Origin of the sequence: Bacillus massilinigeriensis (assembly GCF_900111815.1) — a bacterium.
Taxonomy (GTDB): Bacteria; Bacillota; Bacilli; order Bacillales; family Cytobacillaceae; genus Mesobacillus_C; species Mesobacillus_C mediterraneensis.
The window spans coordinates 2,856,399-2,872,320 of record NZ_LT630004.1; the positions used below are offsets into that span (position 1 = coordinate 2,856,399).

Consider the following 15,922-nt stretch of genomic DNA (forward strand, 5'->3'; position numbering starts at 1 on the left):
GCAAAGTGATCGATGTGGGAGGCACACAAAGTAAGGAAACGGGACCATCGCAGAAACGACGTATTATTCATGATTCATCTCAATCCTTACTAGGAAGGAGAGATCTCTATGCTCGAATGACATGACTTAGGAATTGAGGTTTAAAGAATGGAGGTACTGACTCCAAAAGATTTGATAAAGATGGAGGAAATTATTACTGGGCTAGTAATAAAGACCGAATCCCTTTCCCCATAGGATTAAAACTAGAGGTACTAAAAAGTATAAAAGTATTTAATAGAATACAAAACTCCTCAACATTACTAAAATGATGGAGGAGTTCATTATTGGTAAAGTGTTTGGCGTCGTCTGGTAAAAACATAGGCGTAGAGCGGTAAAAAGATGGCATAAGTGGTAAATTCCTTTGGCCTTGAGACTCTTGCCTGGTACATAAATTCCCCATTATCTGTTCATATTCTCACCGCTTATTTCGAGTCCAGAATGTGACACAGAAACCGTCCCTTGTCTCAATGATGTATTGCGTGCGGGTATATTAATTGCTGATTACGGTGTATTGTTTTTTAAAGAATGTAATATAGCTTTTGTCCATTAAATCTAGCAAAAAGTAAAGTAAACTAAACAAATAAGCACATTAAGTTAGAACTGACCCATCGGGTTATCTACTAATCCCTACTAAACAAATCTCTAGTATAAACCTTGTCCTTTACAATACGTAAATCATCAGACAAGCGATTTGCTACAATTACATCTGAAACACTCTTAAACTCTTCAAAATCATTGATTACTCTAGAATTATAGAATGTCTCTTCATCTAAAGCTGGCTCATAAACAACAACATCAATCCCCTTGGCTTTAATACGCTTCATTACACCTTGAATAGCTGATTGTCTAAAATTATCTGAGTCCATTTTCATGGTGAGTCTATAGATCCCAACAATTTTGGGTTTTTTATTTATAATCATTTCAGCAACATGGTCTTTTCTCGTTCTATTCGCATCAACAATTGCTGTCATTATATTGTTAGGAACATCCGAATAATTGGCTAATAACTGTTTTGTATCTTTAGGAAGGCAGTAGCCACCATAACCAAAGGAAGGATTATTGTAATGATTCCCTATTCTTGGGTCGAGGCCAACACCTTCAATAATTTGCTGTGTATCTAATCCTCGTACCTCGGCATATGAATCGAGTTCGTTAAAAAAAGCGACTCTCATGGCAAGATAGGTATTAGCAAATAATTTAATAGCTTCGGCTTCTGTAGAATGTGTAAATAAAACATCTATATTTTGTTTTAAAGCGCCTTCTACTAGTAAATCAGCAAATATCCTAGCTCTTTCGGACTGTTCTCCAACAACAATTCTGGAAGGATAAAGGTTGTCGTAAAGTGCCTTTCCTTCTCTTAAAAACTCTGGGGAGAAAATAATATTTTCAGTTTCAAACTTTTCTCTTACCTTTTCTGTATAGCCTACTGGTACTGTTGATTTAATTACCATTATTGCTTCTGAATTAATAGATAATACATTAGCAATAACTGCTTCAACGGTTCTTGTATTAAAATAGTTCTTCTCCGGGTCATAATTCGTAGGAGTTGAGATAATGACATAATCTGCATCTTTATAGGCTTTATAATTGTCAGTTGTTCCAGTTAATTTTAATTCCTTTGTTGCCAAATATTTTTCAATTTCATTATCTATAATCGGAGATTTTTTATTGTTAATCATATCTACTTTTTCTTGAATAATATCTAGGGCAATGACATCATTATTTTGGGCTAGTAGTATTGCATTGGATAACCCAACATAGCCTATTCCAGCAATTGTTATTTTCATAATAAAGAAACCCCTTTTACAGTTTTGCTACATAGTTTATATTTACTAACATATAAATAGTTTACCACCATATAAAGCTAAAACTTTACTATTTCCTATATTTCTAAATTCATTTTACTTAGATTTTTTAAAAAAACACTAGTGTTGCATTAAGTTAGTTTTACTATTAAAAATGTACAATGAAGTTATTTTGTGCAAATAAAGTCTTTTATAATAGATTAGTCAGCAAGTAACCCATCCAAATCTCTAAAATCTGCGTTGTGGAAACCAACGAAGATTTTGCTTCGGAAGATTGAAGGAAAAGCTATTCCTTAGTAATGGGAATTGTCGTTGTTGCACATGTTTATTTGTAAATAAATTTCCAAATGGATGAAGCCACCTTTGGTTGGGATTTGTTTTTTTGGCTATAACAAAGAAAGATAAATCAACTGAAAATTACACCAATATTTATGCGACGCTATTGATAAAAATGGTTAAACAAAATAGCATTTTCCCTATTATTATACGGACTTTTTTCATTGGTTTAGTTTTTACCCACTCTAACTTTGTCAAATTTCTTACTTATTTTGAATGTAATTAATATTAAACCTAAATTAAGAAGTGCACCTGATATGCCAAAAAGAGCTATTGCTATCTTATCATTATTAAAAAAATAATATCCTATACCTAACAAAACAAGTCTAGTCACTAACATAAAAACAGTATATTTTAATTGAAATGCCTGTGCAGATAACACAGGAAGAGATTTGACGCTAGGTATATTTATTAATGCAAAAAAAGACCAAAGCGAAATCCATCTTGCGTATTCTCCTGCATCTATCCAGTCTACACCGAATACAAGTCTAAAAAGCCAAGGACCAAGTATTATTACAATCCCAAACGGGATTATTCCAATAAACGCAAGTATTAGTGTTGCTTTTTTAATTAATCCCGTAACATTTTCTTTATTATTAGCAGCTTCAGCTACTCTTGGATAAAACACATCTCCAACTGATTTACCAACTAGTTGTGCTGGCATATTTAGAACCGTTTTACAAATTGAATAAAAACCTGCAGATGCCGGACCAAAAAAACTAGTTAACATTAAAATTGGTAAACTTTGAGAGAGCGCATTTAAGAATGCTTCCGGAGCTCTAAATACAGGGAATTCATAATATTTTTTTAAAAGAATTTTTCTGGAATATTGCTTGTTATTAATTTTTAATAGTTTATTTCCTTCCTTTTTCCTCATAAATAACATTATTAAAAAGGCTTTAAGCCCATCTTTCAAAGATTGAATAATTACCAATATTGAAGCTAACGGGTAAAAAACACCAATGCATACAATACTTCCTTGAGTTATAAGAGCTTGTATAAAAGTTACCCTAGCAGAAATTTTGAATTGTTTCATTCGTATAAGCCATTGTTCTGTTACTTGGAGTATTCCTGCAAAGAGGATTGCTAAAGGAATTAAATATACAAAGCCTCTAATTTCACTTAAATTAAATAAATTTATAATGGTTTGGTTAAACAATAAAAGAATTATAAACATTATCCCTGCAATTATCGTAGAAATAGTTAAAGAAAGGTGTATAAGACCCTTTGCCTCTAAATCGCTTTTAGGCAAAACAATAGCAATTGGATATGTGAGAGATGCAATAGGTACCAAGATGGCCACAATAGCTATAAATGACCCCATTAAACCATAAGCTTCTGGTCCATATAAACGGGTAGTAATAGGGGAGAGTACCATTGATATAGCTTGTGCCGCTGCTGTTCCGGTAACCATTACAATCACATTTCGTACAAAAGATTTTTTTAGTATTAACTGAAATTTACTTTTCATATTTGTCTTAACACCCTTGTAAAACTGTTATTAGTAATTAATGAAATTTAGATTTTGCTAAATAATTAATCCTCTCTGAAATTTTTCCATAATTCACCTAGTTTGAGATCATATTTTCTTGGATAGATCAAATCATATCCACTACCGTTGGTAAACGTCATTTCCCCAAAGTATATTTTCCCATCAACATTATAAAGGTCAACTCTTACATGAGAAAACCCAGTAGCAAGTTTCTCAGCTAAAGTGATCATCAATTCGAAATTTTCTGGCTTCGGTATAACGTTATCGGTATTCTTCTTTACTTGACCCCACGGCTGTAAATCCCAATTAAGATCATAAACATTTCTCCTATGATCTCCGTTTCTATCAACATCTACCCAACAAAAGTGGGCTTTCCCATCAAAACAAAGGAATTTATAATCTTGCAAGTCGTTTCCTTTTGTTTCAATATATTGTTCAACAAAAATCATTCTAGTTATATCCGAATAGTGTAATTCAAAACCATGACTATACCCAAAATCAGTCTTCATCCATCCATTGACTAATATCTTAGCAGTCTTTTTATCAAATCTATTTTTATCTTTTACAATAATATTAGTACCTGATCCATGATTAGTCTTAAGTACAAAAGAGTTTGGAAGCATATCAAAATCTATATCATCAAATGCAGCCCATTTACCTATTAGTGGTATTAAATATTCCTGTCCTATTACATTTTTAACATAATTTCTGACAAGAATTTTATCTGAATATTCCGTTCTACGATAATCTTGTGAATATAATTTTTTCCATTGCATTATTTCCGTATATTTTTTGGGGTTTTCCCAATCAATTGATTCATTAATTCTTTTATAATAATCATGTTCAATAATTTTTTTAACTTCTTCAATATTTAAACTTTTGCGTTCCTCGCAAATTTTAATTGTTTTGGAAAATTTATATTTAAGGTACAATCTATAAACAAACTGATTTTCCTTTAATCTGGTTCTGATATTCACATTATATACTCCTAAATTTAATATATTATTTGATTACTTTTACACTTTTGTACCTATCATAAACATAAGTGAAAACAAAAAAAGCTAAAATAAAACTGATTGTTTGATTGACTTGATTAAAGTAAAACCTAACCATAGAGAAAACTAATTTCTGTGCTAACAACAAATAAATAAGAACGTATTTATTTGAGAACGTTAACATCATTCTAGAGTAAAAATGACCCACAAATATACCGAAAAAAAACATACCTAACACTACACCAAAAATCCGCCCATCTATGTAAAACTGATAAAATATTGTAGCAAAAGCATTCATATTAGTAATTTCTCCACCAACGTTTATCCCTGTTTCCAATACTTCGAAGGAAAGTTCATTAGCCCTTAAAAAGGGATCCGGATATGAACCAATTACCTTAAAAACACGTAAAGTCAGGAAAAATGTTTGAGTTAATCCGTTTAATGAAGATAAACCAAAACTATAATAATTCGGGAAATGAGTGTCAATTACATTTATTCGATATTCCATATGAATTATCGGAACTCCAAAATAAATAAAAAACTCTTTAAATAAATTAAAATCGACTTTTCTTTCAATACTCATAAATATCATATAGAATATTATTAAAGATATACCGATGGTTATTGCTACTTTTGTTTTATAGTTTAATTTCAAACTAATTTTTTCCCCGAAAATCAGTTTTGCAAAGAAAAAGTAAAGAATTAACCAAATCAGTATGGAACGACCGCCCCCCGAAGATAATACCCATAATGCAACCATTCCAAAAGTCATAAAAATTAATACTTTATCACGTTTTCCATTAAAATAATCTATAGCTAAAATAGGTAATGATAAATATACTATTGGTGTAGATATATATCCTCTGAAGTTTACAACAACACTTGATGTATTCAAATTATCAACATACAAATGTCTTATAGTATCCATTGAATAGCCATTCAGCAATAGCTGAACTACATTTAATGATTGAGAGGCGAGAAATATAATTACCATTGTATACAAAATGTATAATAGTTTATAATTAAAATTATTACCCTTACTCCTACTCTTACTTATATTATTTGGGTGCATTTTCTTTTTAAAAACAAAGTATCTATTATTCATAAGTAAGATACCAATATTAAAAGCTAATAATCCTAGAAGAATCATACTATAGGTTTTATTGCTTGGTCTATCCACTCCATAAAAGGCGAAAAAAGAAAGAGTAGTAAAAAGCAGCCACATTATGTTCATTAAAAATAATGGATTATAAATGTTTCGTTCTTTAAGGTAACCTACAAAAGTAAAAGCTACCAAAAATAAAACTAAGATATATACCACGAATATTCTCCTTAACAATTGTGACTCTTGCCACTAAATTTGTATTTGCAAATTCTATTGCTACTTAAAACAACTCATCTATTAGTGTTAAATATTTACCATTTTGTTTACTGCGTGAATAATTCCGCATATTTCCTTTGTTTGTCAACGAAGAAATTTCCATATCTATAATTTTTACGATATTATCTACCAAATCAACCTCATTATAACATGAAAATCCATTTTCAAATCTATTAACTAGATGGTCTAATTGTGTATTTTTCTTTCCTAAATATATTAATGGCTTATTAATATAGACATAATCATAGAATTTTGTTCCCATTGCTCCTTTTCTAACATCAATAATTACGTTTACATTAGAATGTTGAAGTAACTGTATCCCATCAGTATACTTTACAAATCCTGTATTTATATATTTTTCTCTATCGAAACCACTGATCTTAATGGCTTCTTCTGTTTCCTTTTCAGGTAAACCGATATGAAGAATGAGTAAGTTAGGATACTTTTCACTAATTATCTTCATAGCACTGAAAAATTTGACTCCATATTCAATTGAGTAATATGAAAGTTTTCCAAAGGCAGATATAACAAAATTCTCATTATAAGGATAATCTTGTGTAAAGCCCAATTGGTGCAATTGTTCATCATCATATCCATTAGCAATAACTTCGAATTTACCATTTCTATAAACCTTCTTTAAGATTTGTTTCCAATTTTCAGTAACGGTAACCACTAAGTCAGCATGTTTTATACTTTTTTTCTCTATTGGAAAGTAAACAATCTTTTTTGCTATACTAATTGGATTGAAAAAGTCTAGCTTTTTTCTCATGTCAAAAATCCAAAGATCCCGATAATCGATTATGCATTTTGTATTATATTCTTTTTTTGCAACTTGACATAGAGGAATGGTGTAAAAAGGCCCTGCTGTTATAAAAACTAAATCAAAATTATTATTATCCATTACTTTTCTAAAAACAGTCTTATATCGCTTACTCGCTTCAGGAAACCTAACTGATTGATCCATTTTCACTTTATATGTTTTAAGATCAATTAACTCTGTATTACTATTTAATAATTGTTTGACTTCGTCATCGTATTCATTTCTTATTATAGTAAGTTCATGCCCTCTTTTTAAAAACGCATGTGCCAAACTCGAAATTCGCACTATTGCTACCGATGCGCTAGGTGGAAACAAGGGAGAAACTATTAGTATCCTCATAATCTATCTCCTCATAAACTTGGTAATTTATGCATCACAATATATTGAATACAGTTGTTTTGCTACTGCTTCATCACTAAAATTGAGTTCTGCATAATCCGATATGTCACGATGGTTATAGTTAAAACGCTGTTTATACATTGCTTCCATCTTATCTGCTAAATCATCAACATTATTTACTTTAAACAAAAGACCCCTAGCATTGTTAATATACTGTTTTATAGGTGAGGTATCGGCTATAATGACAGGTTTCCCACAAGACATTGCCTCAATGACTGGCACCCCAAAGGTTTCCACAGTGCTGGCTGAAATATATGCATTGCTTTTCCCTAGTAATTTGGCTGTCTTTTCTCGATCCAAAAATCCTGTTAAATTAATTTTATTTTCCATTTTTAGAGAAGAGACTTTCTTCTTAAGGGGTTCATATTCCTCACCATCACCAATAATGATCAATTCTATATTAGGATTATCTTTAAACCTTTTTGAAAAGGCCTCAATTATTAAATCAAATTTCTTCACTTTAACTAGTCGACCTAACGCAATAAAACGATAAATATCTTTATTAGGTTCTGATATGTTAGTAAATACTGAAGAAACAACATTTGGTACTACAATAAACTCTCTATTTACCCCAGTTAATTCCTTAATGACCTTTGGCAAAATATCATTAACACATAGAAATTTATCCGCTTGAATCGATATCTTTTTAAGTAAGTTTATTTGTTGAATTGTCAATTCTTTAGTTTGAACTCTAGTATAATGTTCAGTGATCACAATTTTGCTTTTTAAAGAAATTAAGTATTCCCATATTTCTTCAGTTAAAGTAATAATCGGAAAATGAATATGAATGATATCTGGTTTCCCGTATTTCTTAATCGCTTTTTTTAGAACTGTAATACTTAATTTTGATTTAATTTTATTAAAAACTGAAGTAGGAAAACCACCAATTGGAAAATACTTCCCGTAAGTGAATATACTTTTATCTTCCCTTGAAATACTATTAAACCTTCTTAATCTAAAAATTGAACGATTATCACAGAAGGCATATACTATTTTAACAGAATCACTGTAGAATTTTGAAACAGCCTCTGCCTGTTCATACTCAAAAATTCCAATCAACCCAGTTTCAACTTCGGGGTACCCTCTACCTATTACTAAAAGATTCACTATTACACCTCGTACAAGAATTAATAATATCCTTTCCTCTAGCTAAATCAGTAATACCTTTTTTGCTAGAGGAAAGCTGTTATAATATGTTGATTCAAAATTAGTAAAACTTTATATTAATTCCATTACAATTTTCTTTTCAATACTTGTAATTTTATCAACACATTCTTCGAGAGTTTTACCTTTAACTATTACTTGTCCAATGCAATCATTTGAACTTTCAAAGGCTCTAACTTCATCACCTGGTTTAATAAAAAAAGTGATTTCTAATATATCATCATCTATTATACCAGTGTATTCTATATTTTTTAGAATCCCATTTTCCTTTTCTGAAAAGAGCATTTTAGCTAAACCAACATTAGGTTCTTTATCACGTTTTTCCCATATAAGTCTAGGATCCTCACCCACTGCCATTGCACTAATCATTTCATAATAGTTAATTCCATAATTAATAGATACCAATTCAGGAAGGCAATTTGCACCTACACGGCCAGTAAGTTCAATAATATATACTTTCTCATCTTTTACTATTAAGTCGACATTAACCGCACAATTATCAAGGCCTAAAGCTTTTATTGCATTACGTATACATTCTTCAGTTTGTTGAAGTATATCCTCAGAACATTCAATCGGTACATAATGTCCCACAGGTATTGCTGTATGACTCATGAATGTTTCATCTCCATGAGGCAAAACAAATAAAATTTCACCATTGTAAATGAATGATTGTGCCCCATATTCCCAACCCTCAATAAATTCTTCGATAATACAATAGTCTCTCTTTGTATCATGCATTGTATTTCTATATCCTTCATACGCTTCTTCTTCTGTATGGGCAATATATATTCCTTTACTTCCCTGTAAATCCGTTGCCTTTATGATTACTGGTAACATTAAATTTTGAAGACATTGGCTTAGCTCTTCCTCTGTAGAAACTTTAAAAAATTTTGCCGTACTAACTCCATTCTCCATTAATGCTGTTTTCATTTTTAGCTTATCTTGGCATAGCTCTGCTGCATTTTCACTTAACCCTATAAAATCAAGTTGATCACAAGACTTTCCTAAAGCAGTAACTCCGGTATCTAAACAACATGTAGCTATACCATCTAAATTCAACTCTTTCGATTTTGTAAGAACATCATCGGGATTCGAAATATCCATATGACATACTTCATCAGCAATAGCTATCCCTGGTGGATTATTATTTGGCAAAGTACCAACTATTGTTTTTATCCCCATTTCCTTTGCTGTTTTAATTAATCCAATCTGTCCTCTTCCTGCTCCTAAAATTAACAATCGTTTGTTATCAAACATTTTTTTTCTCCTTTATCATTCAGCTATCAATAATCAAATTTTTATTTTTATACAACCCGCAGCTTTTTTACAAATATGCATTGCTTCAATTGCTGTCGAACCTTGTGCTATTATATAGCCTAATCTATCATGGCTACTACAAATTTCCCTTGACTGCTCTCCTACATTTTTCAACATCTTAATCTCAAAAATTCCGTCTATTTTGCCCGCTGTGTCTAGCCCTTCAATACTTTTTATATAGCCTTTGTCCCCAGATATATATTGAATAGAACTTCCTTTATTAAGATTTGGAGACAAATCCACATCTTCACCACATGCTATATTGATTACAGCCTTCACCATATCAATTCCTGTAGAAAGAGGAACTAAGTGTGTTGAGATAAAGTCCCCTCCCATTCGAGCTCCTAGTTCAATTATCTTCGGACCATTCTTAGTTAACATGATTTCAACGTGAGCTGGTCCATTTGTAATCCCAAGAGCTATAACAGCCTTTATTGCCAGTTCTTTAATTCTGCATATATTTTCATCACCTAAGCAACTTGGCTGACTGTGAAGCATTTCAACAAAATGTGGTGCCCCATTTGTCAATTTATCAGTAACAGCTAATACATGGACTGTACCATTATAAACCATTATTTCTACACTTACTTCATCACCTTGCATGTACTCTTCAATGATAACCCCTGCATTTCGACCATGAGATAAACTGTATGCAATAGCTGTTTCTAGTTCCTCCTGACTGTTTATAAGGACAACACCCCTACTACCGGAACTATCTACTGGTTTACTTATACAAGGATAAACTAGTTTACTTTCTATGCTTTTAAGTTCATCAAGTTCTTTTAAAATAAAATACCAAGGGTGTTTAACTCCATTTGCCTCAAAAGCTTTGATCATTTCCCCTTTGTCTGTAGATTTTAATGCCGCATCATATGAGATACCAATTAATCCGAGTTTCTCACAAGCGTATGCTACAGCACGCACTGGCATATCTGTTGCTAATGTAATAACCCCATCTGCACAGAAGTCTTTAGCCGCTTCATATACCCCTTTTTCATCTATAGTGCTTACATTATAAAATTTGTCTGCATAGGGGATACCTATTGCATCTGAATTAAAATCGGCAATAGCAACATGAAGTCCCATTTCCTTTGCCTTGACTATTGCTGGCAACTGCAAATAAGATCCACCTACGATAAGCATTTTTTTATTATTAATCATTTTGATTACCAGATAAACTACCTTTCTCTGATGTATTTGTATTAATATTTTTATTTAAAAGAACCGTTTTAATTGTCTGCAAAATAATCTTAATATCTAAAACAAATGAAATATGGTCTACATAATAACAATCATTTACATATTTTTCTCTTTGTGGAATTGAGTTTCTAAAGTACGCTTGATTATATCCAGTAATCCCCGGTTTGATAGTGATTCTTTTCAACTCGTAATCATCGAGAGCTTCCAATGGTTTAGAAGTTAAATTGGGTCTTGGTCCTATCAAACTCATATCTCCTTTTAGTACATTAAGGAATTGGAGTACTTCATCAAGAGATGTTTTTCTTAAGAAATGCCCAACTTTTGTTACTCGAGGATCATTATCACTGTTAAATGTTGAAGAATCTTCATTTCTCAAATCTGGTGCGTTAACATGCATAGACCTAAATTTGTACATCTTGAATGCTTTACCATTTCGGCCACGCCTTTTCGCATTGTAGAAAATCGGCCCACGATCTTCTAAATAAATAAATGGCGCAATAACCAAAATCAATAGTACCACAAAGGGTAGTGCTACTAATGCAACTAATATATCCAAAAATCTTTTAATGAATTTTTTATACATTTTTTTCCTCCCGATTTAATAATGTTAATAATAAAGAAAGGATTAACTGTATAGCTTCTAATTCGTTTAATATGCAAAAGATTTAATCTCCTCTTTTTTTACAGTTAAATAGATGTTATATAAATTTCTATTGTTTAATTTCAAAATTCTATGTTTAAAGACTTTGTTTAACATATAATCCTTCAAGCATAATTTTTTTAAAGTTCTCAACCACATATTTTACATCTTCATCACTCAATAGAGTATGAAGAGGAAGCGTGACTTCATTTGCATATTGCTTATAAGCATTTGGGTAATCGTGAATATCAAATCCTAAATTCTTATACGCCGTAAACATTGGTAAAGGCTTGTAATGGACGTTACACGCAACTCCAGCTTCAGCCATTTTAACAACAATTTCATTTCTCTGGTTTTCACTAATTCCAGGTATTCTAACTAAATAAAGATGACCTGAAGAAGAAAAATTTTCTCCGTAATGTTGCAAGCTTATGATGCCTAATGGTAAGAGAGCTCTATCATACGTCTCAATAATCTCTTTTCTTCTTTGCAACAGTCCTTCATATCTATCTAACTGGATTAGGCCTATACTAGCCATAATATCCGTCATATTGCATTTATAGGCAGGATAAACAATATCATATTCCCATGCGCCTTTTTGAACTTTAGCAAGTGCATCTTTTGATTGACCATGAAGGCTGTACAGCATAAATTGCTTATAAAGCCATTCATCATCTAATCCTTGGTTATTACGCCATACAACAGCTCCCCCTTCAGCTGTTGTGAGGTTCTTTACAGCATGGAAAGAAAAGCAAGTGAAATCAGCAACTTGTCCACATTTCATACCATTTCTAATAGCCCCAAATGCATGCGCTCCATCAGTCATAACAATTACTCTATTAAATAACGACTGAAGATCGTTTTTGGGGTTGAATATTTTCTTTTTGCTTTCTACTATTTCATATATAGTATCGTAATCACACATCTTTCCTGCAATATCTACAGGTATTATCACTTTAGTCTTTTCAGTTATTGCTTCTGCTAATTTGGAGTAATCCATTTCAAATGAATCGGGTGCGGTATCAACAAGGACAATTTTTGCTCCCACATGTTCTATTATGGAAGCAGATGCAGTATAAGTATATGCGGAAGTAATTACCTCATCACCGGGACCTATTCCCAAGATACGAAGAGTGAGTTCCATAGCTGCAGTAGCAGAATTTAAGCAAACAGCTCTATTGATTCCAACATACTGGGCTATCTTCTTTTCAAATGCTTTTGTTCTAGGGCCTGTTGTAATCCAGCCGGATTTTAATGCTTTAACCACCTCCTGTATTTCTGTCTCAGATATATCGGGTGGGGAAAATGGGATAGTTCTACCTGCTGTATCGATCATTTAACCTTCCTCGCTTTACGGTTTATTTACACACAAATTTTTAATTTTAGTAGTTTAGTACTTAACTGGATAACGGTAATCCCTCCAACTAACTACTAATCCACTAAATATTAATAACAAAATTCAGCTCCTTTTTTATGAAGTAAATTCATAAAAAAGGAGCTAGTAAAGCCATTATTTTGATTTGACTCTTTTCGAATTTAAAATATCATCAAGGTAAGCCATTAACTCATCCTTAATTTCCGCATTTTGCAAGGCAAACTCTATCGTTGTCTTTACAAAGCCAAATTTCTCTCCTACATCATATCGCTGTCCTTCAAAGTCATAAGCGAAGACGCGTTGAATTTGATTTAGTTTTTGGATTGCATCAGTTAGTTGGATTTCACCGCCGGCACCTTTTTCCTGCTGATCAAGGAACATAAATATTTCCGGAGTCAGGATATACCTGCCCATGATCGCGAGGTTAGAAGGGGCCGTCCCTTTTGCTGGTTTTTCGACAAAGTTTTCCACTTGATACTTCCGGCCTTCCTGCACGGACGGTTCGACTATACCATAACGGTGGGTCTCATCATCCGGCACAGTTTGTACGCCGATTACGGACGACCGAGTTTCTTCGTATACATGAATGAGTTGTTTCAAACAAGGAGTTTCACTTTGGACAATATCATCGCCTAACAGCACTGCAAACGGCTCGTCACCGATGAAGTTCCTTGCACACCATACTGCATGGCCAAGACCCTTTGGCTGTTTCTGACGAATATAATGAATATCGGCAAGATTAGAAGAGTAACGCACTTTCTCGAGAAGATCCAATTTGCCTTTTTCTTCTAGACTCTGCTCCAACTCTGACGCAAAGTCAAAGTGGTCTTCAATCGCCCGCTTGCCTTTGCCCGTTACAATGATAATATCTTCAATTCCTGACTGAACTGCCTCTTCTACTATATATTGAATCGTAGGCTTGTCCACGATTGGGAGCATCTCTTTCGGCATTGCTTTTGTCGCCGGCAGGAACCTTGTCCCAAGCCCTGCTGCAGGTATGATAGCTTTACGGATTTTCTTCAATTTCTCTACCTCCCAATATTAATCTGCCACCAAAAGCATGTCATTTTCTCTTTTGTTCGCAAGGTTAATGACATACGTCTTTAATTGTTCCTGTGTAAAGTGTTCAAATTGATTTATTAAATATTCTACTTCTCTGTCCTGGTCATGCATTGCCTTACCGATAAAAATGCTCGGATAGATTGGCTCTGGATGAACTTCTCTTTCATTGAGGAGCTCTTCAAACATTTTTTCCCCTGGTCGGATTCCCGTGTAATGAATTCCGATTTCCTCAATGGAATATCCCGAAAGCCTAATCAAGTTTTTCGCTAAGTCGACGATCTTGACTGGCTCTCCCATATCAAGGACAAAGACTTCTCCTCCGCGTGCCAGCGATCCCGCCTGGATGACGAGCCGCGATGCTTCTGGAATCGTCATGAAGTAGCGGGTCATTTCCGGATGGGTAACCGTTACCGGTCCACCGGCCTTGATTTGTTTTTTGAAAAGCGGGATGACGCTCCCTCGGCTTCCAAGGACATTTCCGAACCGGACTGCCACAAATTTTGTTTTGCTTTCCTGATCCAGCTTTTGGATGACCATTTCTGCAACTCGCTTTGTCGAGCCCATCACATTCGTTGGATTTACTGCTTTATCGGAAGAAATCATCACAAATGTCTTTACACCAAACGTATCCGCAGCTTCTGCAACGTTTTTTGTTCCGAACACGTTGTTCTTGACTGCTTCTCTCGGATTGCACTCCATCAGCGGCACATGCTTATGAGCTGCAGCATGGTACACAACATCCGGCCTGTGCGCGTTCATCACTTCAAAAATGCGATTGCGGTCTTGGATATCTCCAATAACCGGCACGATATCGATTACATTTCCATAAGAATTCCGAAGCTCCATATCAATTAAATAGATGGAGTTTTCTCCATGCCCTAAAAGGACAATCTTTCCCGGATTGAATTCGCAGATCTGACGGCAAATTTCTGATCCAATGGAACCGCCGGCTCCTGTCACCATCACTGTTTTACCGGATACGTATTCGGATATTCCTTCAATATCAAGTTCAACTTGTTCGCGTCCTAACAGGTCTTCCACTTGAACGTCCCTGAAGGCACTAACCGAAACGCGGCCAAGCATGACGTCTTCGATCTTTGGCATGATCTGCGTTTTCACTTTTATCTCGGAACATTCCTTGAAAATGCGGTTTAATTCCTTCGTATTTAGAGAAGGGATAGCGATGACAATCAAATCAATATTAAACTTTCTTGCACATGCACCGATATCTTGGGTTGCTCCAGCTACGGGGATACCATGAATCTGAAGCCTTTGTTTATACTTGTCATCATCAATGTAAGCGACAGGTTTCAATCCCAGTTCCGGATTATTATGGAGCTGCCTTGCGACTAAAGAGCCGCCTTGACCGGCGCCAATGATTAGCACTTTCTTCATTTCTTTAGTCGGTTTCATATATTGATCTCTATATGCTCTCCAAGAAAACCTGGAGCCACCAATCATGAGAAGCAGCAGCATCCAGATAGAAGCCATTCCTCTTGCGTACAATTCAAGATCCGCGAAATATTGAAATACAGCTGTTCCAATGACTGATAGCGTTACTGTTTTAATGATTCCAAGAAGTTCTCCAATGCTGGCATATTCCCAAGCCTTATTATAAAGCAGGAACACCGACGCCAAAACTTGGTAGCATCCAATCATCACGAGCGCGCTTATTACAATATCCCTTTCGTAAAAAGATATTATGGACGGATGCAGCACTTTATAGCTTAAATAGACTGCAGACCATATAAAAAGCGAATCTAAAGCTGCTAGGAACAGTAGCCTGTAACGAAATCTCATTTCTTTCCCCCTGTAATTATTTCCTGGTTTTTGGTAAAAATAAATATCTAACGAAAATCTACGTCTTGACATCCATTTTCGTTAGATATTTATAAAT

Annotated in this window: 12 protein-coding genes; all 12 read right to left on the reverse strand. The window is 33.8% G+C overall.

Annotated features, from left to right (window positions below):
* Positions 1-659: 659 nt before the first annotated feature.
* A complete protein-coding gene (locus BQ5796_RS14820; protein WP_071460917.1) occupies positions 660-1,826 on the reverse strand; it encodes a nucleotide sugar dehydrogenase in 1,167 nt (388 codons plus the stop codon).
* Between the two features lie 523 nt (positions 1,827-2,349).
* Complete coding sequence (locus BQ5796_RS14825; protein ID WP_071460918.1) at positions 2,350-3,651, reverse strand: lipopolysaccharide biosynthesis protein; 1,302 nt, start codon at positions 3,649-3,651, stop codon at positions 2,350-2,352.
* A gap of 65 nt (positions 3,652-3,716) precedes the next feature.
* Entirely contained in the window at positions 3,717-4,649 is a 933-nt protein-coding gene (locus tag BQ5796_RS14830) for an ATP-grasp fold amidoligase family protein (RefSeq protein ID WP_071460919.1), read from the reverse strand.
* 25 nt (positions 4,650-4,674) lie between these two features.
* Positions 4,675-5,988, reverse strand: a complete 1,314-nt coding sequence (locus tag BQ5796_RS14835) for an O-antigen polymerase (RefSeq protein ID WP_071460920.1) — start codon at positions 5,986-5,988, stop codon at positions 4,675-4,677.
* Between the two features lie 64 nt (positions 5,989-6,052).
* Positions 6,053-7,207: a glycosyltransferase gene (locus tag BQ5796_RS14840; protein WP_071460921.1), complete on the reverse strand. Its 1,155-nt coding sequence runs from the start codon at positions 7,205-7,207 to the stop codon at positions 6,053-6,055.
* Positions 7,208-7,234: 27 nt separating this feature from the next.
* Entirely contained in the window at positions 7,235-8,374 is a 1,140-nt protein-coding gene (locus BQ5796_RS14845; RefSeq protein WP_071460922.1) for a glycosyltransferase, read from the reverse strand.
* Between the two features lie 111 nt (positions 8,375-8,485).
* Positions 8,486-9,688 carry an ATP-grasp domain-containing protein gene (locus BQ5796_RS14850; RefSeq protein ID WP_071460923.1) on the reverse strand — a complete coding sequence of 401 codons (1,203 nt, stop codon included), beginning with the start codon at positions 9,686-9,688 and terminating at the stop codon, positions 8,486-8,488.
* A gap of 33 nt (positions 9,689-9,721) precedes the next feature.
* On the reverse strand, positions 9,722-10,867 hold the full coding sequence (locus BQ5796_RS14855; RefSeq protein ID WP_200792889.1) for an ATP-grasp domain-containing protein: 1,146 nt from the start codon (positions 10,865-10,867) through the stop codon (positions 9,722-9,724).
* Positions 10,868-10,901: 34 nt separating this feature from the next.
* A complete protein-coding gene (locus BQ5796_RS14860) occupies positions 10,902-11,531 on the reverse strand; it encodes a sugar transferase (protein WP_071460924.1) in 630 nt (209 codons plus the stop codon).
* Positions 11,532-11,685: 154 nt separating this feature from the next.
* Complete coding sequence (locus BQ5796_RS14865; RefSeq protein ID WP_071460925.1) at positions 11,686-12,924, reverse strand: DegT/DnrJ/EryC1/StrS family aminotransferase; 1,239 nt, start codon at positions 12,922-12,924, stop codon at positions 11,686-11,688.
* A gap of 174 nt (positions 12,925-13,098) precedes the next feature.
* The gene (gene galU, locus BQ5796_RS14870; protein ID WP_071460926.1) at positions 13,099-13,986 is read right to left on the reverse strand and encodes a UTP--glucose-1-phosphate uridylyltransferase GalU; all 888 of its coding nucleotides are present in this window, start codon (positions 13,984-13,986) and stop codon (positions 13,099-13,101) included.
* Positions 13,987-14,004: 18 nt separating this feature from the next.
* Positions 14,005-15,825 (reverse strand): polysaccharide biosynthesis protein, encoded by a 1,821-nt coding sequence (locus BQ5796_RS14875; RefSeq protein WP_071460927.1) that lies wholly within the window; start codon positions 15,823-15,825, stop codon positions 14,005-14,007.
* Between the last annotated feature and the right edge of the window lie 97 nt (positions 15,826-15,922).